The following is a 20,044-nucleotide window of genomic DNA, read 5'->3' as shown; positions in this document are numbered from 1 at the left end:
TGCATGTGCGGGGGAAGCTGGTGATCACTCCCAGACGACGCCGATCTAGGATCGGTCAGGTTTGTTCGGAGCTGACCCAGGGGTGGGGAATCGTGGTGCGTGGTCTTCTGCGCGGTGTGGGTGCGGGGCTGGTCCCGGCGGCGCTTGTGACGGTGGCGCTGACCGGCTGTTCGTCGGACGGGGAGTCCGACCGGCCTCAGTCCGGGGCGAGCGCGAAGGGCGCTGCCAAGGGGGAGGCGCCCGGCAAGGGGGACGCGACCCCAGCCGCAGCGAAGGGCGGCACGGTCGGGGGTGCCGGTTCGCCGTGCGCCCTGCCCGTCTCGTTCGACCTGGCGGCCGACTGGAAGCCGAAGGCCGTCAAGGAGGACAAGCAGTTCGGGCTGACCAAGCAGGGTCCCGTCACCCTCGTCTGCGAGATCGACGCCAAGCCCGCCGGGAACATCGGCTTCCTGCGCGTCTGGACCGGGGGCCACGCCGGTGACGATCCGCGCAAGGCCCTGGAAGCGTTTGTCGCCGAGGAGGCCAAGAGCCGGGACAAGGTCGCGTACGCACAGATCAAGGCGGGCGAGTACGCGGCCACCGAGGTGACCTACCTCAATACCAACGAGTTCCTGGACGCGCCCAAGAAGGAGCGGGCGCTCGCCCTCACGACCCCCAAGGGCGTGGTCGTCGTGCATCTCGGTGGACTGGACAACGAGGAGCACGAGGGGATGCTCCCGGCGTACGAGCTGGCGAAGAAGAGCCTCCACGGCGCGTAGCAGAGCCTCCACGGCGCTTAAGGGTGTCCGGCGGGCCCGCCGGAGGTGCCTGATCGCGCCACCGCTGTCAGGCTCGTTGTATGCGAATGGCACTGGCACAGACCGACTGTGTACTGGGCGAAGTGGACGCGAATCTCGAAACGGCCCGGGAGCAGATCGAGCAGGCCGTCGCCCAGGGCGCGGATCTCGTCGTCTTCCCCGAGCTGAGCCTGCACGGCTATCACCTGGGCGCGCTGCGGCGGGACACCTCGGTGCAGGCACGCGATCCCCGGCTGCTCAAGCTCGGGACGTACGGCGCGGACGTGATGGCCGGGTTCCACGAGCACACCTCGCTGCGGGCGTACAACACCTGCGCGTACTACAACGGCGGTGAACTCCTGCACACGCACCGGAAGTTGTATCTGCCCAACTATCTGGCGTGGGAGGAGCGCAAGCACGTCAGCCCCGGCCAGTTGGTGCGCGCGTACGACTTGCCGGAGGGTGCCGGTCGCGCGGCCACGCTCATCTGCAACGACGCCTGGCAGCCGGTCCTGCCGTGGCTCGCCGTGCAGGACGGGGCGGAGGTCGTGATCGTGCCGGCGAACAGCGCGGCCAGCCTCGATCCGGAGGCGATGGACACGGGCCTGTACTGGGACAGCCTGCTCACCTATACGGCGCGGATGCTCCAGTGCTGGGTCGTCTTCGTGAACCGGGTGGGGAGCGAGAACGGCGCCTCGTTCTGGGGCGGTTCACGGGTGGTCGACCCGCGCGGGTCGGTGGTGGCCCAGGCGCCCAAGTGGGAGCCCGGGCTCGTGACCGTGGACATCGACCTCCACGAGGCGCGGCGGCAGCGAAGGGCGGTGCCGCTGGTGGCGGAGGCGCGGCTGGGGCTGATCGACCGCGAGGTGCGGCGGCTGATCGACGAGGGCGGCGACAGCTAGAGCCTGGGCTCTAGGCCTGCCGCCTGGTCGTACGTCACGCTCCGCCGCACGGCGGAGCGGGATGCTTCCCCCCGCCGATGTCACCGGCACACCCCCGGCCCGAGCATGAACGCATGCCGAAGATGAGCGCTCTGCCGAATGTGCCGCGCTGGGCCGTGCTCGCGGCCCACGCCGTACCACTGGTCACCCTGCCGTCCGGGCTGTGGCGGATCGCTCTGGTCGCGGGGGTGCCGTTGCTCCCGCGGGCCGTCTCGAACTGGGGAGAGGGGCTGTACATCGTCATGCTCAGCGTGGTCGCGGAGTGCCTCGCGCTGCTGACCCTCGGGCTCGTCCGCCCGTGGGGCGAGGTGGTGCCCGACTGGATCCCGCTGATCGGCGGGCGGAGGGTGCGGCCGGGCGCCGCGGTGGTCCCGGCGCTGCTGGGCGCGGCCGGTCTCACCGTGCTGTGCGCCTGGTCGTTCTACGCCCAGTTCGCCGGTCTTGGCGACGGACTGGACGGCAGTGCGCTCCAGGACGCGGTGCTGGTGGTCTGCTATGTCCCGCTGCTCGCCTGGCCTCCGCTGCTGGTCGCGGTGACGCTCGCGTACCGCCGGCGCCGTACGACGGCCGGAGGCCGACCCCTGAGGGCAGCCCCGGCGCCCATGGGATCATCGGAGGCGTGAGCACGGTCGGCACGGTCGAGAAGGCGCTTGCCGTGGCGTTGTACGCCGACGGCGACGAAGGGCTCGACACCGGCGCCTCCCTGCTCGCCGCCGATCCGGCCGCGGACGCCGAACTGAGGCTGCGCGGCGAGGAGTTCCTGCGCCGGGCCTGGGAGCGCGGCTGGCAGCCCGCCGATGTCGTACGGCTCGTACGGCGCGACCTCGACGACGGGCACGAGCGGCTGGCCGCCGGGCTGATCACGGGGGAGAGCGGGCGGTACGCGCACCTCGCCCCGCGCTGGCGGGCCCAGCTCGACGAGCTGAAGCTGCCCCCGTACACCGCCGACCGTTTCTCCTACGCGACCGCCGTGCTGGAGCTGTACCGGCTGCTGATCCGGCTCCCCGCTGTCGAACCGGTCGGCCCGATACCCGGGGCGCCCCTGTCCGCCGAGCCCGCGGCGCACGAGCCGCGCACGCTCGGCCGGATCCGGGCACTGCTCGCCAAGGCGGAGGCGACCGGCTATCCGCAGGAGGCGGAGGCGCTGACCGCGAAGGCCCAGGAGCTGATGGCGCGGCACAGTCTGGACGAGGCGATGCTCGCCGCGCAGACCCATCGCCCGGATGTACCGGCGGCCTGCCGCATCGGCGTGGATGCCCCCTACGAAACGGCCAAGGCGATCCTGCTGGACGCCGTCGCATCGGCGAACCGCTGCCGCGCCGTATGGAACAGCGCCTTCGGATTCTCGACGGTCGTCGGCTTCGACGGCGACCTGGAGGCGGTCGAGCTGCTCTACACCTCGCTGCTGGTCCAGGGGACGACGTCGATGACCCGCGCGGAGGCGACCCAGCGCGCGGGCGGCAGAAAGCGGACGAAGACCTTCCGGCAGTCCTTCCTGATGTCGTACGCCGCCCGCCTCGGCGAACGCCTCACGGCGGCGACGGACGCGGTGACGGCCGACGAGGGCAGCGATCTGCTGCCGGTCCTGGCCGCGCGGGACGTGGCCGTCACGGATCGCACGGAGCGGATGTTCCCCGAGACGACGACCACGCGGGTGCGCGGAGCGAGTGACGAGGCGGGCTGGGTCCACGGCAGAGCGGCTGCGGACACAGCGCAGCTGGCGCGGGAGCGCCACAAGCTCAGCGGTGAACAGTCCCGCCCGGGCGCGGGGGACGCGTAGGCCGACGGCGTGAGACGGCGGGTCCCCTGCCCCGCCCCGGGGCAGGGCAGGGGCCGTGCGTCAGCGCTCCTGGACGAACGCCCTGCCCTCGTGGGCATCGGCGGAGCAGGACTGCTTCTCCGCGTCGGTCATCTTGCGGCTCTTGACGACCACCGCGTTGCTCTTGCCGTCCGTGCCGTTCGCGGCAGGACCGGTGACGGTGTCATCCCAGAACCAGTAGTAGTGACCCCACTTGGGGCTGTCGTAGTGGGTCTGCCAGGTGCCGGAGACCTTCTGCATCACCTGGGCGCGGGAGATCCAGCCCACTTCACCGGGCTTGACCGTCATGCCCAGGGAACTGCTCTCCGAGTGCGTGCTCGTCCAGGTGTGGCTGTAGGTCGCCGTCACACTCAGGTCGATGATGCCCGCGATCTTGCCGCCCGCGGTGACCGAGACGCCGACCGAATCGGTCGAGCCCACGGTGTCGCTCCAGGTCATGGACTGAGTGGCGTCCGACGTACTGCAGTTGTAGAGCGAGTCGGAGACCTGGCGGAACTGACCCAGGTACGCCTCGCCCAGCTGGGGGGAGTTGAAGGTGCACTTGCCCTCGCCGGAGGCGCAGTCCGCCGTCAGCTCCTGCCGTGTCGGCTGCTCGTCGGCGGATGCGGGCATGGCGGTCGCCGCCGCGATTCCACAGGCCGCCACGGTCAGGGCCAGTAGTCGGCCGCCGTGCCGTATGGCGCGGTTCATTGTCATGTTGGTGCCTTTCGGTCGTGCATGGGGGGTCGGTGAACCGGACTTCTGTACACGGGAGTTGAGGCTCCCGCATGTGTCCGAACTCACCGCCTGTGCATGCGAGGCTGTCCCAACAGCCCCTGCAGCCACACCAAGAGAAGGCAAAGTTGTAGTTGACCGTGCAATGGCCGCCGGGCCGGGCCTCGCTGACACGACGACGGGCCGCGAACCCGTGAAGGTCCGCGGCCCGCGGCCGGCCTCGTACGTCAGGACGTCGGAGGCGTCAGAGCATGAGAGGCGTCAGGGAGCCGGGATGCCAGTCGGCAGCTCCGCCGGCAGTCCCGTCGGCAGTCCCTTGGGCAGCTTGCCCGGCTCGGTCTTGGTGAGCGTGTCCTTCGCGCCCGCGTCCCACGAGACCACCAGCTTCGTACCGTCGTTGGACTCGATCGAGCCCATCGTGCGGTCGGTGTTCCCGTCCGCGCACTTCAGCGACAGCATCGGCTTGCCGTGGTCCGTCACCTCGCCCGTGCAGACATGACCGTCGGCGACGACCGCCGCGGTCTTGCCCGAGACGGACAGCGCGATCGGCTTGCCGTCGGTCACCCCGGACCAGGCGCCGTCGATGCTCCCGCTCGCCGCCCCTCCGCCGCCCGCTTCCGTGGGCGTGGCAGAGGTCTTGCCCTTGCCCGCGTCGTCACTGTCGCTGCTGCCACAGCCGGTCAGCGCGAGCGCGGCGACAAGACCCGCCGCGGCGACTGACATCCGTACGCGCTTGTGCACTTATCGGTCCCCCTAGTCGGTTTCAAGACCGCGCCAAGCTACCAGGAGGACTTGCGCACTCCGGGGAGGAACCCGGCGTGTGCCTGCTCACGCACCCGGACGCGGGAGAGGCCGAACTTCCGCAGATGGCCTCGCGGCCGACCGTCCACGCTGTCCCGGTTGCGCACCCGCGTGGCGCTCGCGTCGCGCGGCTGACGTCGCAACTCCTCCTGGGCGGCGATCCGTTCGGCCTCGCTGCTGCCCGGACGACGGATGATCTCCTTCAACTCCGCCCGGCGTGCCGCGAATTGCTCCACGACCGCCTTGCGCCGCTCATTGCGGGCGATCTTGCTCTTCTTCGCCATCAGACCTTCACCCCGCGGGCACGGATACGGGCCACCGCGGCCTCGATCCCGATCGTGTCGACGGTCTTGATCGCGCGGGCGCTGAGCGTGAGCCGGACATGGCGGCCCTCGCTCGGGAGCCAGTAGCGCTTGCGCTGGATGTTGGGGTCGAAGCGGCGGGACGTGCGCCGGTGCGAGTGCGAGATGTTGTTGCCGAAGCCCGGCTGGGCGCCGGTCAGCTGGCAGTGCGCGGACACGGGTGATTCACCTCTCGTTGGGTGGTGCCATTTGATAATGGAAACCATTTCCATTTATCTTAACCCCATGGCCCGCAACGAACTCCGCCCGATCATCAAGCTCCGCTCCACGGCAGGCACCGGCTTCACCTACGTGACCCGCAAGAACCGCCGCAACGACCCCGACCGCATGACGCTGCGCAAGTACGACCCGATCGCCCGCCGCCACGTGGACTTCCGCGAAGAGCGCTGACCCGCCGAGGAGCACAAGCCCATGAAGCCCCGGATCCACCCGGCGTACGGCCCCGTCGTCTTCCGCGACAAGGCAGCCGGCTTCGCCTTCCTCACGCGATCGACCGCCACCGGCGAGAACTCGGTCGAATGGGAGGACGGCAACACCTACCCCGTCATCGACGTCGAGATCTCCTCGGCGAGCCACCCCTTCTACACGGGCACCGCGCGCGTGCTCGACACGGCCGGCCGTGTCGAGCGCTTCGAGAAGCGTTACGGGGGCCGGAAGTGAGACTCCCCGTCGCACTCGTCTGCGGTCTGCACACAGATGCCCGCAAGGCCGTCGTGGAGCGGCTGCTGGCCACCGTGCCGGGCAGCGTCGTGCTGCATCACGACCTGTCGACCGCCGTGCAGGGCACGGTCGTTCGCACCGTCCGTGACGCGCTCGGTGTGCAGAGCACCGGCGAGACGCCGCTGGTCAACGACTGCGCCTGCTGTGCGCTGCGCGAGGATCTGGTGCCCGAGCTGGAACGGCTCGCGGACGGCGGCACGACCCGGCTCGCGATCGTCGAGCTCTGGGACTCGGTCGAGCCCAAGGCCATGGCCGAGGTTGTCGCCGCGCACGGCGGCGGGCGCCTCGCCGTCACGGCGGTGATGACCGCCGTCGACCCGGCGCTGCTGCTGCCCTGCCTCGGCAACGGCGACGACCTGATCGACGCGGGGCTCGCAGCCGCTGCCGGCGACCGGCGTACGATCGCCGACACCTGGGCGCGCCAGCTGGAGTACGCGCCCGTGCTCGCCGTCGTCGACAGTGAGGAGGCCGACGACGAGGACCGGGCGCTGCTCGCTCAGCTGCATCCCACCGCCCGCCAAGTGAATCTGTCAGGGCTTGAGTTGGCGCGCGCGGCGCTGGCGGGCTTCGACGTCGAGGCGGCCGCCGCCGCCCAGCACCCGGCCTGTGCGCTGCTGCCGCAGGACGCGGACGCCTGCGGTGTCGCCACGTACGTCTGGCGCCGCCGCCGCCCCTTCCACCCCGAGCGCCTCTACCAGGCGCTGGAGGACCTGACCTGCGCGGCCGCCCGAAGCCGTGGCCGCTTCTGGCTCGCCGACCGGCCCGACACCCTGCTGGCCTGGGACGCCGCGGGCGGTGCGCTGTGTGTGGAGAGCGCGGGCCCCTGGCTCGCCTCGCTGCCGGACGCCGCCTGGGAGATGGTCCCGCCGGTGCGCCGGGCCGCTGCCGCGCTGGACTGGCACCCCGAACACGGGGACTGCTGCCAGCACCTGGTCTTCACCTCGCCCGGCCTGGACCGTGACGGCCTGGAACAGCTCCTCGAATCCTGCCTGTTGACCGATGCCGAATACGCCGCGGGCCGCGAGGCCTGGAAGCGGCTGCCGCCCGCCTTCGACTCCCTCCTGGAGGTCTGATGCCCCGCCGCTCCGATCCGCGCAAGCCGCTGAAGTCCCGCCCCAATCCGCTGGACCAGGCGAAGATCACGTACATCGACTACAAGGACACCGACCTGTTGCGGAAGTTCATCTCGGACCGCGGCAAGATCCGCAGCCGCCGGGTGACGCGGGTCAGTGCACGGCAGCAGCGGCAGCTGGCCCTGGCCATCAAGAACGCGCGGGAGATGGCGCTACTGCCGTACGCGTCCGGCAAGTAGGAGCCACGGCCCGCAGCCGGTCCGGGCGATCGCCGGCAACGTCGACGTGCGCCGATCGGGCCTCCTGGAACACCTCAAGGTGCTCAGGGAGGCCCGCTCTGGTTTGCCCCCGGAGCTGTAACCGGAGGGCCACCCGACGTGCACGTGCATCTGCTCGTGCTGCCGCCCATGCATCGGCATATGAACACAGCTATGATCCGGGATAGTTGACACCTGCATCTTGCACCCCGGGAGCGACTTGTGCCCAATGTGTACAACGGCATGGCGGCCACAGAGCTGCACGGTGTCGTCTGGCAGAAGAGCAGGCACAGCAACTCCCAGGGCTCGTGCGTGGAGTTCGCCAAGCTGCCCGGCGGGGACGTGGCGATGCGCAACTCACGGCACCCGGACGGCCCCGCACTCGTATATACGCCCGCAGAGATAGAAGCGTTGCTTCTGGGCGTCAAGGACGGGGAGTTCGACCACCTCGTCTAGGTCTGTCCGGCCGGTCCTGCCGGGCTCAGCCGAGCCGGAACAGCGCCCAGACCACCTTGCCGTGCAGCGATCCGGCGAGCGGGTGCCAGCCCCAGCTGTCGCTGAAGGAGTCCACGAGAAAAAGGCCCCGACCGGATTCGGCCGCGCCACTGGGATCCGGGAAGGGAGCGTCGTCGCTCCTTCCGGCCGCTCCGGGGCTGTCATGGCTGGGGTCGCGCACGGCACACACCAGCCGGGTCGTCCAGCGCATCAAGTGCAGCCGTACGGGCGGTTCCTGGGTCTCCCGAAGTGTCTCCGTGGGCAGCGCGTGCCGCAGTGCGTTGGTGACGAGTTCGGACACGACCAGCGCGACATCGTCGAAACGGTCGCTCAGTTCCCACTGGCCGAGAGTCGTCCGGGTGAACTGCCGTGCTCCGCGCACCGCTTCGAAGCGGGCGGGCAGGGCGCACGAGGCCGAGCTGGAGACCGCGGCGGGATCAATAGGAGGAAGCCCCTGCCGTAACGGCGCGAGCATGGTCGATCCATTCATCCCCATGCGAGGCACTCCCGGGAATCGCGGCTGTGACGCTACAACACGAACGAGCACGCAGGTGCGCGAGGACCATGGTTCCGAATGCGTAGGGCAGATGCAAGGGCAGATGCACGTGCACGCGCCGGACCTGTCCGACCCCGTGCCGGTTCTTGCTCATTTCTTCCACGAATCTCTTTCCAGCCCTTCCCAAGGCCGTCTCATTTCCGTAATCGAATGAGTACGGGCTGAAGCGTTTTGGTGGCAGAATCCCGGGTCTCGGGGTTCGGGGGTGCTCCGGCAAGTCGGACAAGCGAGTTGGGTCGAGGCGGACCATGAGTCGATGGGGAGGGTTGGGGTCGTGACCGCAGGCGAGTCGAGCGGTTCGGTGGTACGGCGCATCCTGTTGGGCTCGCAGCTGAGGCGGCTGCGCGAATCACGCGGCATCACCCGAGAGGCTGCCGGGTACTCGATCCGGGCATCCGAATCCAAGATCAGCCGCATGGAGTTGGGACGGGTGAGCTTCAAGGCCAGGGACGTAGAGGATCTGCTGACGCTCTACGGAGTTTCCGACGACGCGGAGCGCGAGTCCCTCCTCGGTCTCGCCAAGGAGGCCAATGTCGCCGGCTGGTGGCACAGCTTCGGCGATGTGCTGCCGGGCTGGTTCCAGACGTACGTCGGTCTGGAAGGCGCCGCCTCGCTCATCCGTATCTATGAAGTGCAGTTCGTGCACGGCCTGTTGCAGACCGAGTCGTACGCCCATGCCGTCGTCTCCCGCGGCATCCCCGATGCCCCCACGGCCGAGATCGACCGCCGCGTTGCGCTCCGTCTGGAACGCCAGAAGGTTCTGGTCTCCGAGCGCGCCCCCCGCTTCCACGCCGTCATCGACGAGGCCGCGCTGCGCCGCCCTTATGGCGACCGCTCGGTGATGCAGGGCCAGTTGAGGCATCTCATCGAGATCTCCGAGCAGTCGAACATCACGCTCCAGGTGATGCCCTTCAGCTTCGGCGGGCACGCGGGCGAGAGCGGCTCGTTCACGATGCTGCGCTTCCCCGAGTCCGACCTCTCCGACATCGTCTATCTGGAGCAGCTGACCAGCGCCCTGTATCTCGACAAGCGCGAGGAAGTGGCGCAGTACGAACGGGTGATGAGGCGTCTGCACGAGGACAGCCCGGATCCGTCCGAGACCCGCGATCTTCTTCGGGGTCTCCTTCAACTCATCTGAAACACAAGTACGATGACGCCACATCAGGTATCTGCTTCTGCAGTCTTACGCGGTAAGGAATCGGATCACATGTCCTTCTTCACCGAGCTGGCCCAGCAGTACATCGATGGCGAGTGGAGGCCGGGAAGCGGCTCCTGGGACATCATCGACTTCAACCCGTACGACGGGGAGAAGCTGGCCTCGATCCCCGTTGCCACCGCCGCCGAGGTGGACCAGGCCTACCGCGCCGCCGAGCGTGCGCAGGAGGCCTGGGCCGCGACCAATCCGTACGCCCGCCGCCTCGTCTTCGAGCGCGCCCTGCGCATCATCGAGGACCGCGAGCAGGAGATCACCGAGACGATCATCGCGGAGCTCGGCGGCACGCATCTGAAGGCGGCCTTCGAACTCCACCTCGCCAAGGAGTTCCTGCGCGAGGCGGTGCAGCTCTCGCTGCGGCCCGAGGGCCGGATCCTGCCCTCGCCGGTCGACGGCAAGGAGAACCGCGTCTACCGGCTGCCGGTGGGCGTCGTGGGCGTCATCAGCCCCTTCAACTTCCCCTTCCTGCTGTCCATCAAGTCGGTGGCCCCGGCGCTGGCGCTGGGCAACGCCGTTGTCCTCAAGCCGCACCAGAACACCCCGATCTGCGGCGGGTCCCTGGTCGCCAAGGTCTTCGAGGACGCGGGCCTGCCCGCCGGTCTGCTCAATGTCGTCATCACCGACATAGCGGAGATCGGCGACGCGCTGCTGGAGCACCCGGTGCCGAAGGCGATCTCCTTCACCGGCTCCGACAAGGTGGGGCGGCATGTCGCCACGGTCTGCGCGGCCAACTTCAAGCGCGCGATCCTCGAACTGGGCGGCAACAGCGCGCTGATCGTGCTGGAGGACGCGGACATCGACTACGCCGTGGACGCGGCGGTCTTCAGCCGCTACGTGCACCAGGGCCAGGTCTGCATGGCCGCCAACCGCGTCCTGGTGGACCGGAAGGTGGAGAAGGAGTTCACCGAGAAGTTCGTCGCCAAGGTCAAGACCCTCAAGGTCGGCGACCCCAGGGACCCCGGCACCCACATCGGCCCGCTCATCAACTCCACACAGGCGGACGCGGTCACGGCGCTCGTCGACCAGACCGTGGAGGCCGGCGCGACCGCGCTGCTGCACGGCAGCTCCGAGGGCAATCTGGTGCGCCCGTCGGTGCTGACCGGGCTCGAAGCCGACTCGCCCGTCCTGCAGCAGGAGATCTTCGGCCCGGTGGCCCTGATCGTGCCCTTCGACGGGGAGGACGAGGCGGTCAGGATCGCCAACGACACTCCGTACGGCCTGAGCGGCGCGGTGCACACCGCTGACATCGAGCACGGTGTACGGATCGCCCAGCGCATCAACACCGGGATGATCCACATCAACGACAGCACGGTCCACGACGAGCCGATCGTGCCCTTCGGCGGCGAGAAGCACTCGGGCAGCGGGCGGCTGAACGGCGAGTCGATGATTGAGGCGTTCACCACCCAGAAGTGGATCTCGGTGCAGCACGGGCGCTCTCAGTTCCCGTTCTGATTGTCCGCGACGCCGCCCCCTTGCGGACAGAAGCTGACCGCAAGGGTCCGTAGTTTGGTCGGTGTCAGGACGGCACAAACCAAGCTCGGAAGGGCGGACATCATGGTCACTCACGTTCCCGCGGAGGCTCACGGCGACGAGCGCGGCGCGCTGCTCGCTTTCGTCGAGGCGCAGCGCGGCGCGATCCGCCGCTCGGTACTCGGGCTGACCGAGGAGCAGGCCGCGAGCCGGCCGAGCGCCAGCGAGCTCTCGCTCTCCGGGCTGCTCAAGCATGTCGCGGAGACGGAGCTCGGCTGGCTGCGGCGGGCGCAGCAGCGAACGAACGAACCGGAGCGCACCGAGGAGACCTGGGCCGACAGCTTCCGCCTGGTGGGCGACGAGACCGTTCCGGGGACGCTGGCCTTCTGGGACGAGGTGGCCAAGGAGACGGATGCCTTCATCCACTCCGTGCCGAGCCTGAACGACACCTTCCCGCTGCCTCCCGCGCCCTGGTTCCCCAAGGACGCCGCGGTGTCCATGCGCTGGCTGCTGCTGCACCTGGTCGAGGAATTCGGCCGGCACGCCGGGCACGCCGACATCATCCGCGAGTCGCTGGACGGCAAGGGCGCGTTCGACCTGGTGGCGCTGGAGAGCGGCGAGAGCTGGGGCTGAGCCCGGCCGTACCCTATTCAAAGTTGAATAGAAAGGTACGCGGATGTCAGCGATCCGGCTGCTGGTCCTGGGGGCCGTACGCCAGCACGGGCGGGCGCACGGCTACCAGGTCCGCAACGATCTGGAGTACTGGGGCGCGCACGAGTGGTCCAACGCCAAGCCGGGCTCGATCTATCACGCGCTGAAGCAGATGGCGAAGCAGGGACTGCTGCACGCCCACGAGACCGCGCCGTCCACGGCCGGCGGGCCGCCGCGTACCGAGTACGAGATCACCGAGAAGGGCACCGAGGAGTTCTTCAAGCTGCTGCGGGAGTCCCTGACGGCCTACGACGAGAAGATGGACGTGCTCTCGGCGGGGATCGGCTTCATCGTAGATCTCGCGCGCGAGGATGCCGTGGCCCTGCTGAAGGAGCGGGTACGCGGCCTGGAGGAGTGGCGTACCTCGGTGACGGAGTACTACACACCGCAGGCGGGGCCCGAGTCGATCGGGCACATCGGCGAAATCATGAACATGTGGGTGGGTTCGGCGGACTTCGGTGCTCAGTGGACGCGGGGGCTGATCCGGCGGATCGAGGGCGGGGCGTACGTGTTCGCGGGGGAGGGGGAGCCCTTCACCGGGGTGCTCGCCCAGGGCGAGGAGAACCCGTACGCGACGGGCGAGCGGCACCCGCAGGACGACGGCTGATCAGTGGTGGAACGCCGAAGCCGCCGCCGAGTCCTTGCTCAACGGGTGCTGTTGGCGGCGCAGTTCCGGCAGTAGTTCGTTCAGATCGTCCAGCAGCAGCTCGCCGAGGTCGGCCGAGAAGCCGTTGCGGATCACCAGTCGCAGTACGGAGAGGTCCTCGCGGTTGGGCGGGAAGGAGTAGGCGGGGACCAGCCAGCCGCGTTCGCGCAGCCGCCGCGAGACATCGAAGACGTCGAAGTTCTTCACGTCCGGAGCGGTGGTCACCGCGAAGACCGGCAACTGGTCGCCTCTCGTGAGGAGTTGGAACTCCTCCAGCGCCTCCATCCGGTCCGCGAGCGCGCAGGCGATGTCCCGGGAGGTCTGTTGCACGGCCTGGAAGCCCTCCCGGCCCAGCCGCAGGAACGTGTAGTACTGCGCGACGACCTGAGCGCCCGGACGCGAGAAGTTGAGGGCGAACGTCGGCATGTTGCCGCCCAGATAGTTGACCCGGAAGACCAGTTCCTCCGGCAGATCCTCCGGTGACCGCCACAGCGCCCAGCCGACCCCCGGGTAGACCAGGCCGTACTTGTGCCCTGAGGTGTTGATCGATTTGACCCGCGGCAGCCGGAAGTCCCAGACCAGATCCTCGTCGATGAACGGCGCCACCATCCCGCCGGACGCCCCGTCGACATGGACCGGGATGTCCAGGCCCGTCCGCTCCTGAAGGGCGTCCAGCGCGGCACAGACCTCGGCGACGGGCTCGTACGACCCGTCGAAGGTGGAGCCCAGCACGCTCACCACGCCGATGGTGTTCTCGTCACAGAGATCGGCCGCGGCCTGCGGATCGAGATGGAAGCGGTCGCCCTCCATCGGCACGAGCCGCGCCTCGACCTCCCAGAAATTGCAGAACTTCTCCCAGCAGACCTGGACGTTGGTGCCCGTCACCAGGTTCGGCCGGGCGGTGGAGGGATAGCGGTCCGCGTTGTGCTGCGCCCAACGGCGTTTGAGCGCCATCCCGGCGAGCATGCAGGCCTCGCTGGAGCCGGTGGTCGAGCAGCCGACCGCGGTGGCCGGGTCCGGGGCGTTCCACAGGTCGGCGATCATGGCCACACAGCGCCGCTCCAGCTCGGCGGTGCGCGGGTACTCGTCCTTGTCGATCATGTTCTTGTCCCGGCACTCCGCCATCAGCACCCCGGCCTGTGGCTCCATCCAGGTGGTGACGAAGGTGGCGAGGTTGAGCCGTGCGTTGCCGTCCAGCATCAGCTCGTCGTGCACCAGCTGGTACGCCGTCATGGGCGGAAGCGGCCCGTCCGGAAGTCGGTGCGTGGGCGGGGCCGCGGTCATTCCGCTGGTCGGGTCGGTCGCACCGAAGAAGGGATTGACCGCGAGCCTGCGCATTTCCGGCGTGTGCTCGGCGGAGCCGTCCTTGTGGGGAGGGGCGGCCGCGCCCTTGTGGAGTGGCATCGTCGGTATCGCCTTCCTGGCGCATGGGTGTGCGGTCAGTTCTCAGGCTCGTACGGGCTTGCACCTCACGCAACGTGAGGCGTGAGGCTGAGACGCGAAACGAGAGACGAAGGAGCGGACGGCCATGAGCTACTCCGTGGGACAGGTGTCCGCATTCGCCAAAGTGACCGTGCGCACGCTGCACCACTACGACGAGATCGGACTGCTCCGTCCGGGTGGCCGCAGCCACGCGGGCCACCGGCGCTACGAGGACGCCGACCTCGACCGGCTGCAGCAGATCCTGTTCTACCGGGAGCTCGGCTTCCCGCTCGACGAGGTCGCGGCCCTGCTCGACGACCCGGACGCGGACCCGCGCGAACATCTGCGCAGGCAGCACGAGCTGCTGACCGGCCGGATCGCCAGGCTGCAGGAGATGGCCGCCGCCGTCGAACAAGCCATGGAGGCGAGAAAGATGGGCATCAACCTCACGCCCGAGGAGAAGTTCGAGGTCTTCGGGGACCACGATCCCGAGCAGTACGCCGAGGAGGCCGAAGAGCGCTGGGGCGGCACAGCTCAGTACGCCGAGTCGCAGCGGCGGGCCGCGCGCTACACCAAGGACGACTGGAAGCGCATGCAGGACGAGCTCGCCGACTGGGGCGCCCGCTACGACGCCCTGATGGCGGACGGCGAACCGGCGACCGGTGAGCGGGCCATGGACATGGCCGAGGAGCACCGGCAGCACATCACCAAGTGGTTCTACGAGTGCACCTACGAGATCCACACGGGACTCGGCGAGATGTATGTCTCCGACGAGCGGTTCCGCGCCTTCTACGACAGGACCCGGCCGGGGCTCGCCGGCCATCTGCGCGACGCGATCCTCGCGAACGCGGTGCGGGGCAGCTGAGGCTCCGGGCCCGAGCGTCCTGGCCCGGGGCTCCTCAGCTCTTGGCCAGGACCACCGCCGTCCCGTACGCGCAGACCTCCGTGCCCACGTCCGCCGCTTCCGACACATCGAAGCGGAACATCAGCACACCGTTGGCGCCGCGTGAGCGGGCCTGCTCCACCAGGCGCTCCATCGCCTGGTTCCGGGTCTCGACCAGGGTCTTGGTCAGCCCCTTCAGCTCGCCGCCGATCATCGACTTGAGACCGGCGCCGATCTGGCTGCCCAGATGCCGCGAGCGCACGGTGAGGCCGAAGACCTCGCCGATGACCTGCTGCACCTGGAATCCCGGTACATCGTTCGTTGTGACGACCAGTACCTCGGGCTGCGGACCCTGTCCGCCGCCGTAATCCTCGATGCCCATCTGCGTCCACCTTCCGTACGGGCCTGTGACGCACAGCTTTGCCCCAGAGGGGGCACAGTGCATCCTGGGCGAGCGGGCGGAACGTGGAACAGCCGCGATGCGTTGATAGCTTTGGGTGGCCGACCACGCCGAATCGACGGCCGAATCGACGATCGACCGACTATCGACTCAGGAGCCCGGACCTCGTGACTACCCTTGCGCTCGGACCGAGCTGGCTGGACCCGGACTATCTGATCGCGACCTTCGGCCTGATCGGGGTCCTGGTCATCGTCTTCGCCGAATCCGGCCTGCTCATCGGCTTCTTCCTGCCGGGCGACTCGCTGCTGTTCACCACCGGCCTGCTGGTGACGACCGGCAAGCTCGACGAACTCCCGCTGTGGGCGGTGTGCGCGCTGGTCGTGTTCGCGGCCGTCGCCGGTGACCAGGTCGGCTATCTCTTCGGCCGCAAGGTCGGCCCCTCGCTCTTCAAGCGCCCCGACTCCCGGCTCTTCAAGCAGGAGAACGTCGAGAAGGCGCACGAATTCTTCGAGAAGTACGGTCCCAAGTCGCTGGTCCTGGCCCGCTTCGTGCCCATCGTGCGCACGTTCACGCCGATCATCGCCGGTGTGAGCCGGATGAACTACCGCTCGTTCATCACGTTCAACATCATCGGCGGCGCGCTCTGGGGCGCGGGTGTGACGCTGCTCGGCGCGGCGCTCGGCAAGGTCGAGTTCGTGAACAAGAACATCGAGGCGATGCTGGTCCTGATCGTGCTGCTCTCGGTGATCCCGATCGCGATCGAGTTCCTGCGGGCCCGCTCCAAGAACAAGAAGGCGGCAGCCGCCGCGGGACCGGCCGACGACGATGTGCCCCCGGCGCAGCGCGGCCGCCACGCCAAGCGCTGAGCCCCGCTCCCGGCCCGCTCAGAATCCGCGCGTCCGCTTGGCCGCGCGGCGCAGCGGACCCTGAACACCCGGCATCCTCAGGAACAGCCGGGACAGCTCGCCCCCCAGGTTCACCCCGATCGCGATGGCCAGCGCCAGGGCGGCGGCCTTGGTGAGCTGGGTGAGGCCCGAGTTCAGATCGTTCCTGGCGATCTCCAGCAGCCCGAAGTACGTCGCGCTACCGGGCAGCAACGGCCCGATCGCCGCGGTCACGTACGGCAGCGCGGACGCGAACCGGTAGCGCGAGAGCACCTGCCCGAACAGGCCCACCAGACCGGCCGCCGCGGCGGTCGCGGCGACCGGCGAGACACCCGCGGTGTTCGCGAGCGCGCCGTACACGACCCAGGCGATGCCGCCGTTGAACGTCGCCCACAGCACCGTGTTCCGCTCCTGCTGGAGCAGCACGGCGAAGCACAGCGACAGTGCCATCGCCGCCAGCGTCTGCACGACGGGCCGGTCGACGCTGTGGATGGCCGTCTCGGGGTTCAGGCCCGCGCCGAGCGCGAGGCCCAGATAGAGCACGCTCAGTACGCCGACGACGATGCCGACCACCAGATAGCCGACCTCGAGCAGGCGGGCCGCCGCGGTGATGTAGAAGCCGGTCAGGCCGTCCTGCACGCCGGCGACCAGGGCCCGCCCCGGGATCAGCGCGAACAGGCCACCGGTGATCACCGCGGAGGCGCGTACGTCCAGCGGCGACAGCGTCAGCGCGACGCCCATCGCGGCGGACGGCATGGCCGCGGCGACGAACTGGTAGAACTCCGGCAGTCCGCGCCCGGCGCACAGCCAGGCCAGCCGGTCGCCGAGCATGGCGCTGATCGCGGCCGCCAGGAACACCAGCGCATCACCGCCGACCAGCACGGACGCCGCGCCCGCCAGCAGGCCGCCGGCCAGGGTGAGCGCCCAGCCGGGGTAGGGGTGCCGGTTACGGCGGATCTCGGCGAGGCGGCGGTAGGCGTCCTCCAGCGAGACCTCCGACTCCTCGGTGCTGATGTCGTGGACCAGCCGGTAGACCGCCGCCAGCCGGGTGTAGTCGGTGCCCCGGCGCCGTACGGTCCGGTTCGCCGTCACCGGGTCGTCGACGAGCGAGGGCTGGTGGGTGATCGACAGCAGGGTGAAGGTGACGGTCGGCTCGCAGCGGTCGAGTCCGTACGAACGCGAGATGGCGAACATGGCCGCCTCGACGTCCTCGGCACCCTCGCCGCCCGCGAGCAGCAGCTCCCCGATACGCAGCGTCAGGTCCAGCACGCGGGGGACGGCCGGGCCGCCCTCCTCGTGCCGCTGCACGGCCTCGGGCACGGGCCGCTCGCCCACCGGCATCCGCAGCATCGCCCGCATCCGGTCCTGCCAGGGGGCGTGGTTGGTCAGCCGGACCTGTGGGATGCCGTGCGCGGGTGTGAACGCGGGCGGCGAGCTCTTGGCGCTGTAGGTGCTCGGCAGGGCGAAGGCGGAACCTTCCGGCCCGGCAGGGCCCTCGGTGCCGATCCCGGCCGGAACGGCGAACTCCGAGGAGGGATGGTCCTCTTCGGGAACATCCGGGGCACCCACCCCGGGCGGCGGGGTGAAGGCGCTGTGCGCCTCGTCGGACTGAGGCTTCCGGTCTTCCGGACCCTCCGGCTCCGCCACCACGTGCTGTCCTCGCTCCCTCTTGTGTCGCGTGTCAGCTCAGTATGGGTGTGGGCCAGCGGCCGCACGCACGACGGGCGGCACCACCTTTCTTGACGCGCCGCTCGCACTGCTCGGCGCCGGGGCGCCTCCCAGGCTTCGCGCCGCTGCGCCGGCCTCCGGCCGCCGAGCCGTCGCACCACGCACCGACGGGCGGAGCACCCGTCGGTGCCCCGCCCGTCGTCAGCTCGATGCCGAAGAGCTACGTGCTCAGTGCGCGCCGCCCTGCGCCTCCAGGCGCTTGTAGGAGGCCTCGATCTCCGCCTCCGCCTCGGTGCGGCCGACCCAGTTCGCACCCTCGACGGACTTGCCGGGCTCCAGGTCCTTGTAGACCTCGAAGAAGTGCTGGATCTCCAGGCGGTCGAACTCGGACACGTGGTGAATGTCGCGCAGGTGCTCGACGCGCGGGTCGGAGGCAGGCACGCACAGCAGCTTGTCGTCGCCGCCCGCCTCGTCCGTCATCCGGAACATGCCGATCGCGCGGCACTTGATGAGGCAGCCGGGGAAGGTCGGCTCGTCAAGGATGACCAGCGCGTCCAGCGGGTCGCCGTCCTCGCCGAGGGTGTTCTCGACGAAGCCGTAGTCGGCCGGGTAGCTGGTCGAGGTGAAGAGTCGACGGTCAAGGCGGATCCGACCGGTCTCGTGGTCCACCTCGTACTTGTTCCGCGAACCCTTCGGGATCTCGATGGTGACGTCGAACTCCACGGGTGGCTCCTCCATGATCAACACATACGTCTGGTGGTTAAGTGTCCCTCACGCAGGTGTGTGATCGCGAAAGGGGATGGTGCGAGGTGCCAGAGGTCAGTACATGGCAGCTCGCGGCGGGCGCCGCCGTGGCCGGCCTCGCCCTCGCCGCCGGGGCGGTGGCCGCCGCTGGTCCCTGGGACTCCGGCCAGCGTAAGGCCGAGAAGGAGTGGGCGGCTGCCCGGAATCCGGTGGGTGGCGCACATCACGGGACACCGGCGCGGCAGGACCCGGCTCCCGCGCCCAGCGCACCCGGTGTGCTCGCCGCTCTCGGCGCCCCCTCGAACGCCACGGCCAAGGCCGCGAAGGCCGGCACCGCCGACCTCGCCCACGTGCTCGCGCCGCTGCTCGGCGCTCCCGGGCTCGGGACTGTCCGTACGGCATGCGTCATCGACCTCGCGACGGGCAAGCAGCTGTACGGACAAGGGGTCTTCGACCCGATGACCCCCGCCTCCACCATCAAGATCGCCACCTCGGTCGCCGCCCTGTCCGCCCTCGGCCCCGACCACCGCATTCCCACCACGGTCCTCGCCTCCAAGGACGCCGGGCAGCTCACACTGGTCGGCGGCGGAGACCCGAGCCTCGACTCGGCAGGACTGCGGACACTCGCCAACCGTACGGCCCGTGCCCTGCGTGAGCGCGGGGTCGTCTCCGTCCGGCTCGCGTACGACACCTCGCTCTACAAGGGGCCCCTCCGGCACCCCATCGGCCGCAACCCGAACCTCGCCCCGGTCAGCGCACTGATGGTGGGCGAGGGGCGGTCCGACGAGAAGAGCACGGGGCCCGTGGACCGCAGCCCCGACCCGGCGGAAGACGCGGCCCGCGCCTTCGAGCGGCTGCTGAAGGAGCGCGGCATCGCCACGTCCGCCGCCCCCGCCCCCGGCCGTCCCGCCGCCGGGTCCGCCCCGCTCGCCAAGTGGCTCTCCGCGCCCCTGTCGGCCCTGGTCGAACGGGCACTGACCAACAGCGACAACGACATCGCCGAAGCACTGGCACGCCAGACCGCCGTCGCCACCGGCGAGGAGCCGAGCTTCGAGGGCGGCGGACGGGCCGTCACCGGGCAACTGGCCAAGCTGAAGCTCCCGTTGGCCGGCGCCCGCATCGCCGACGGCAGCGGCCTGAACCGGGACGACCGGCTCACCGCCGGGCTGCTCACCGCGCTGCTGGCCCGCGCCGCCGACCCGGCTCACCCCGAACTGCGCCCGGTCCTGACGGGCCTGCCGGTCGCGGGCTTCAGCGGCACCATGGAGAGCCGCTACAGCAGCAACTCGCCCGGCACCGGCCTGGTGCGCGCCAAGACCGGGACCCTGACCGGCGTCAACACCCTGGCGGGCACCGTCGTGGCCCCGGACGGACGCCTCCTCGCCTTCGCCTTCATGGCCGCCAACACCCCGTCCAAGGAGGTCGCCCAGCCCGCTCTGGACCGGCTGGCGGACGCGCTGGCCTCGTGACTCAATGGGCGAACCGGCCG

Annotated in this window: 25 protein-coding genes; 16 read left to right on the top strand and 9 right to left on the bottom strand. The window is 69.7% G+C overall.

The genetic code is table 11. The annotated features are described in order from the left end of the window. Positions 1-92 precede the first annotated feature (92 nt). The 4 genes from OHA61_RS16475 (at position 93) to OHA61_RS16460 (ending at position 3,497) form a co-directional block, all read left to right on the top strand. On the top strand, positions 93-758 hold the full coding sequence (locus OHA61_RS16475; RefSeq protein WP_406303634.1) for a lipoprotein: 666 nt from the start codon (positions 93-95) through the stop codon (positions 756-758). Between the two features lie 80 nt (positions 759-838). Then, a complete protein-coding gene (locus OHA61_RS16470) occupies positions 839-1,678 on the top strand; it encodes a nitrilase-related carbon-nitrogen hydrolase (protein WP_406303633.1) in 840 nt (279 codons plus the stop codon). A gap of 113 nt (positions 1,679-1,791) precedes the next feature. Beyond that, positions 1,792-2,340 (top strand): hypothetical protein, encoded by a 549-nt coding sequence (locus OHA61_RS16465; RefSeq protein WP_406303632.1) that lies wholly within the window; start codon positions 1,792-1,794, stop codon positions 2,338-2,340. After that, positions 2,337-3,497: a DUF2786 domain-containing protein gene (locus OHA61_RS16460; RefSeq protein ID WP_406303631.1), complete on the top strand. Its 1,161-nt coding sequence runs from the start codon at positions 2,337-2,339 to the stop codon at positions 3,495-3,497. The genes OHA61_RS16465 and OHA61_RS16460 overlap by 4 nt, the downstream gene beginning before the upstream one ends. A 60-nt stretch (positions 3,498-3,557) precedes the next feature. Here the strand turns inward: OHA61_RS16460 and OHA61_RS16455 are convergent, their stop codons facing one another. From OHA61_RS16455 to rpmB, 4 genes are all read right to left on the bottom strand, one after another. Next, on the bottom strand, positions 3,558-4,232 hold the full coding sequence (locus OHA61_RS16455) for a hypothetical protein (RefSeq protein WP_324987935.1): 675 nt from the start codon (positions 4,230-4,232) through the stop codon (positions 3,558-3,560). Positions 4,233-4,511: 279 nt separating this feature from the next. Continuing rightward, the gene (locus tag OHA61_RS16450) at positions 4,512-4,973 is read right to left on the bottom strand and encodes a hypothetical protein (RefSeq protein WP_406307382.1); all 462 of its coding nucleotides are present in this window, start codon (positions 4,971-4,973) and stop codon (positions 4,512-4,514) included. Positions 4,974-5,029: 56 nt separating this feature from the next. Next, the gene (gene rpsN / locus OHA61_RS16445) at positions 5,030-5,335 is read right to left on the bottom strand and encodes a 30S ribosomal protein S14 (protein WP_406303630.1); all 306 of its coding nucleotides are present in this window, start codon (positions 5,333-5,335) and stop codon (positions 5,030-5,032) included. After that, positions 5,335-5,571, bottom strand: a complete 237-nt coding sequence (gene rpmB, locus OHA61_RS16440) for a 50S ribosomal protein L28 (RefSeq protein WP_324987944.1) — start codon at positions 5,569-5,571, stop codon at positions 5,335-5,337. Before rpmB ends, rpsN begins: the two co-directional genes overlap by 1 nt. Positions 5,572-5,638: 67 nt before the next feature. Between rpmB and rpmG the strand changes: the two genes are divergently transcribed. The 5 genes from rpmG to OHA61_RS16415 all read left to right on the top strand — a co-directional run bounded on the left by rpmG (position 5,639) and on the right by OHA61_RS16415 (position 7,919). Further along, complete coding sequence (gene rpmG / locus OHA61_RS16435; protein WP_266479761.1) at positions 5,639-5,803, top strand: 50S ribosomal protein L33; 165 nt, start codon at positions 5,639-5,641, stop codon at positions 5,801-5,803. 21 nt (positions 5,804-5,824) lie between these two features. After that, positions 5,825-6,073: a type B 50S ribosomal protein L31 gene (locus OHA61_RS16430; RefSeq protein ID WP_406303629.1), complete on the top strand. Its 249-nt coding sequence runs from the start codon at positions 5,825-5,827 to the stop codon at positions 6,071-6,073. Further along, positions 6,070-7,206 (top strand): CobW family GTP-binding protein, encoded by a 1,137-nt coding sequence (locus OHA61_RS16425; protein WP_406303628.1) that lies wholly within the window; start codon positions 6,070-6,072, stop codon positions 7,204-7,206. The genes OHA61_RS16430 and OHA61_RS16425 overlap by 4 nt, the downstream gene beginning before the upstream one ends. After that, positions 7,206-7,445 (top strand): 30S ribosomal protein S18, encoded by a 240-nt coding sequence (gene rpsR, locus OHA61_RS16420; RefSeq protein WP_389371386.1) that lies wholly within the window; start codon positions 7,206-7,208, stop codon positions 7,443-7,445. Before OHA61_RS16425 ends, rpsR begins: the two co-directional genes overlap by 1 nt. A 240-nt stretch (positions 7,446-7,685) precedes the next feature. Then, complete coding sequence (locus OHA61_RS16415) at positions 7,686-7,919, top strand: DUF397 domain-containing protein (protein ID WP_142214438.1); 234 nt, start codon at positions 7,686-7,688, stop codon at positions 7,917-7,919. A 25-nt stretch (positions 7,920-7,944) separates the two neighbouring features. Here the strand turns inward: OHA61_RS16415 and OHA61_RS16410 are convergent, their stop codons facing one another. Next, entirely contained in the window at positions 7,945-8,454 is a 510-nt protein-coding gene (locus OHA61_RS16410; protein ID WP_406303627.1) for an ATP-binding protein, read from the bottom strand. Between the two features lie 334 nt (positions 8,455-8,788). Here OHA61_RS16410 and OHA61_RS16405 point away from each other — a divergent pair, with 334 nt between their 5' ends. The 4 genes from OHA61_RS16405 (at position 8,789) to OHA61_RS16390 (ending at position 12,515) form a co-directional block, all read left to right on the top strand. Next, positions 8,789-9,652: a helix-turn-helix transcriptional regulator gene (locus OHA61_RS16405; protein WP_361902872.1), complete on the top strand. Its 864-nt coding sequence runs from the start codon at positions 8,789-8,791 to the stop codon at positions 9,650-9,652. A gap of 69 nt (positions 9,653-9,721) precedes the next feature. Then, positions 9,722-11,179: an aldehyde dehydrogenase family protein gene (locus OHA61_RS16400; RefSeq protein ID WP_361902869.1), complete on the top strand. Its 1,458-nt coding sequence runs from the start codon at positions 9,722-9,724 to the stop codon at positions 11,177-11,179. Positions 11,180-11,281: 102 nt separating this feature from the next. Continuing rightward, positions 11,282-11,830, top strand: a complete 549-nt coding sequence (locus OHA61_RS16395) for a DinB family protein (RefSeq protein ID WP_406303626.1) — start codon at positions 11,282-11,284, stop codon at positions 11,828-11,830. Between the two features lie 43 nt (positions 11,831-11,873). Next, the gene (locus OHA61_RS16390; protein WP_406303625.1) at positions 11,874-12,515 is read left to right on the top strand and encodes a PadR family transcriptional regulator; all 642 of its coding nucleotides are present in this window, start codon (positions 11,874-11,876) and stop codon (positions 12,513-12,515) included. Here the strand turns inward: OHA61_RS16390 and OHA61_RS16385 are convergent, their stop codons facing one another. Beyond that, positions 12,516-13,958 carry a glutamate decarboxylase gene (locus tag OHA61_RS16385; protein WP_406303624.1) on the bottom strand — a complete coding sequence of 481 codons (1,443 nt, stop codon included), beginning with the start codon at positions 13,956-13,958 and terminating at the stop codon, positions 12,516-12,518. A 124-nt stretch (positions 13,959-14,082) separates the two neighbouring features. Here OHA61_RS16385 and OHA61_RS16380 point away from each other — a divergent pair, with 124 nt between their 5' ends. Beyond that, positions 14,083-14,841, top strand: a complete 759-nt coding sequence (locus OHA61_RS16380; RefSeq protein WP_406303623.1) for a MerR family transcriptional regulator — start codon at positions 14,083-14,085, stop codon at positions 14,839-14,841. A 34-nt stretch (positions 14,842-14,875) separates the two neighbouring features. Here OHA61_RS16380 and OHA61_RS16375 read toward each other — a convergent pair whose 3' ends face one another. After that, complete coding sequence (locus tag OHA61_RS16375; RefSeq protein ID WP_406303622.1) at positions 14,876-15,241, bottom strand: YbjQ family protein; 366 nt, start codon at positions 15,239-15,241, stop codon at positions 14,876-14,878. A 185-nt stretch (positions 15,242-15,426) separates the two neighbouring features. On the opposite strand from OHA61_RS16375, the gene OHA61_RS16370 reads away from it, so the two are divergent. Then, the gene (locus tag OHA61_RS16370) at positions 15,427-16,125 is read left to right on the top strand and encodes a DedA family protein (RefSeq protein ID WP_406303621.1); all 699 of its coding nucleotides are present in this window, start codon (positions 15,427-15,429) and stop codon (positions 16,123-16,125) included. A gap of 18 nt (positions 16,126-16,143) precedes the next feature. Here the strand turns inward: OHA61_RS16370 and OHA61_RS16365 are convergent, their stop codons facing one another. Further along, entirely contained in the window at positions 16,144-17,793 is a 1,650-nt protein-coding gene (locus OHA61_RS16365) for a threonine/serine exporter ThrE family protein (protein WP_406303620.1), read from the bottom strand. A gap of 246 nt (positions 17,794-18,039) precedes the next feature. Further along, a complete protein-coding gene (locus OHA61_RS16360; protein ID WP_108151010.1) occupies positions 18,040-18,534 on the bottom strand; it encodes an inorganic diphosphatase in 495 nt (164 codons plus the stop codon). A gap of 86 nt (positions 18,535-18,620) precedes the next feature. On the opposite strand from OHA61_RS16360, the gene dacB reads away from it, so the two are divergent. Further along, positions 18,621-20,024: a D-alanyl-D-alanine carboxypeptidase/D-alanyl-D-alanine-endopeptidase gene (gene dacB, locus OHA61_RS16355; RefSeq protein ID WP_406303619.1), complete on the top strand. Its 1,404-nt coding sequence runs from the start codon at positions 18,621-18,623 to the stop codon at positions 20,022-20,024. Positions 20,025-20,044 lie beyond the last annotated feature (20 nt).

The organism is Streptomyces sp. NBC_00885, from assembly GCF_045207475.1.
Lineage (GTDB): Bacteria > Actinomycetota > Actinomycetes > Streptomycetales > Streptomycetaceae > Streptomyces.
This window is presented reverse-complemented; position numbering and strand designations above follow the sequence as displayed.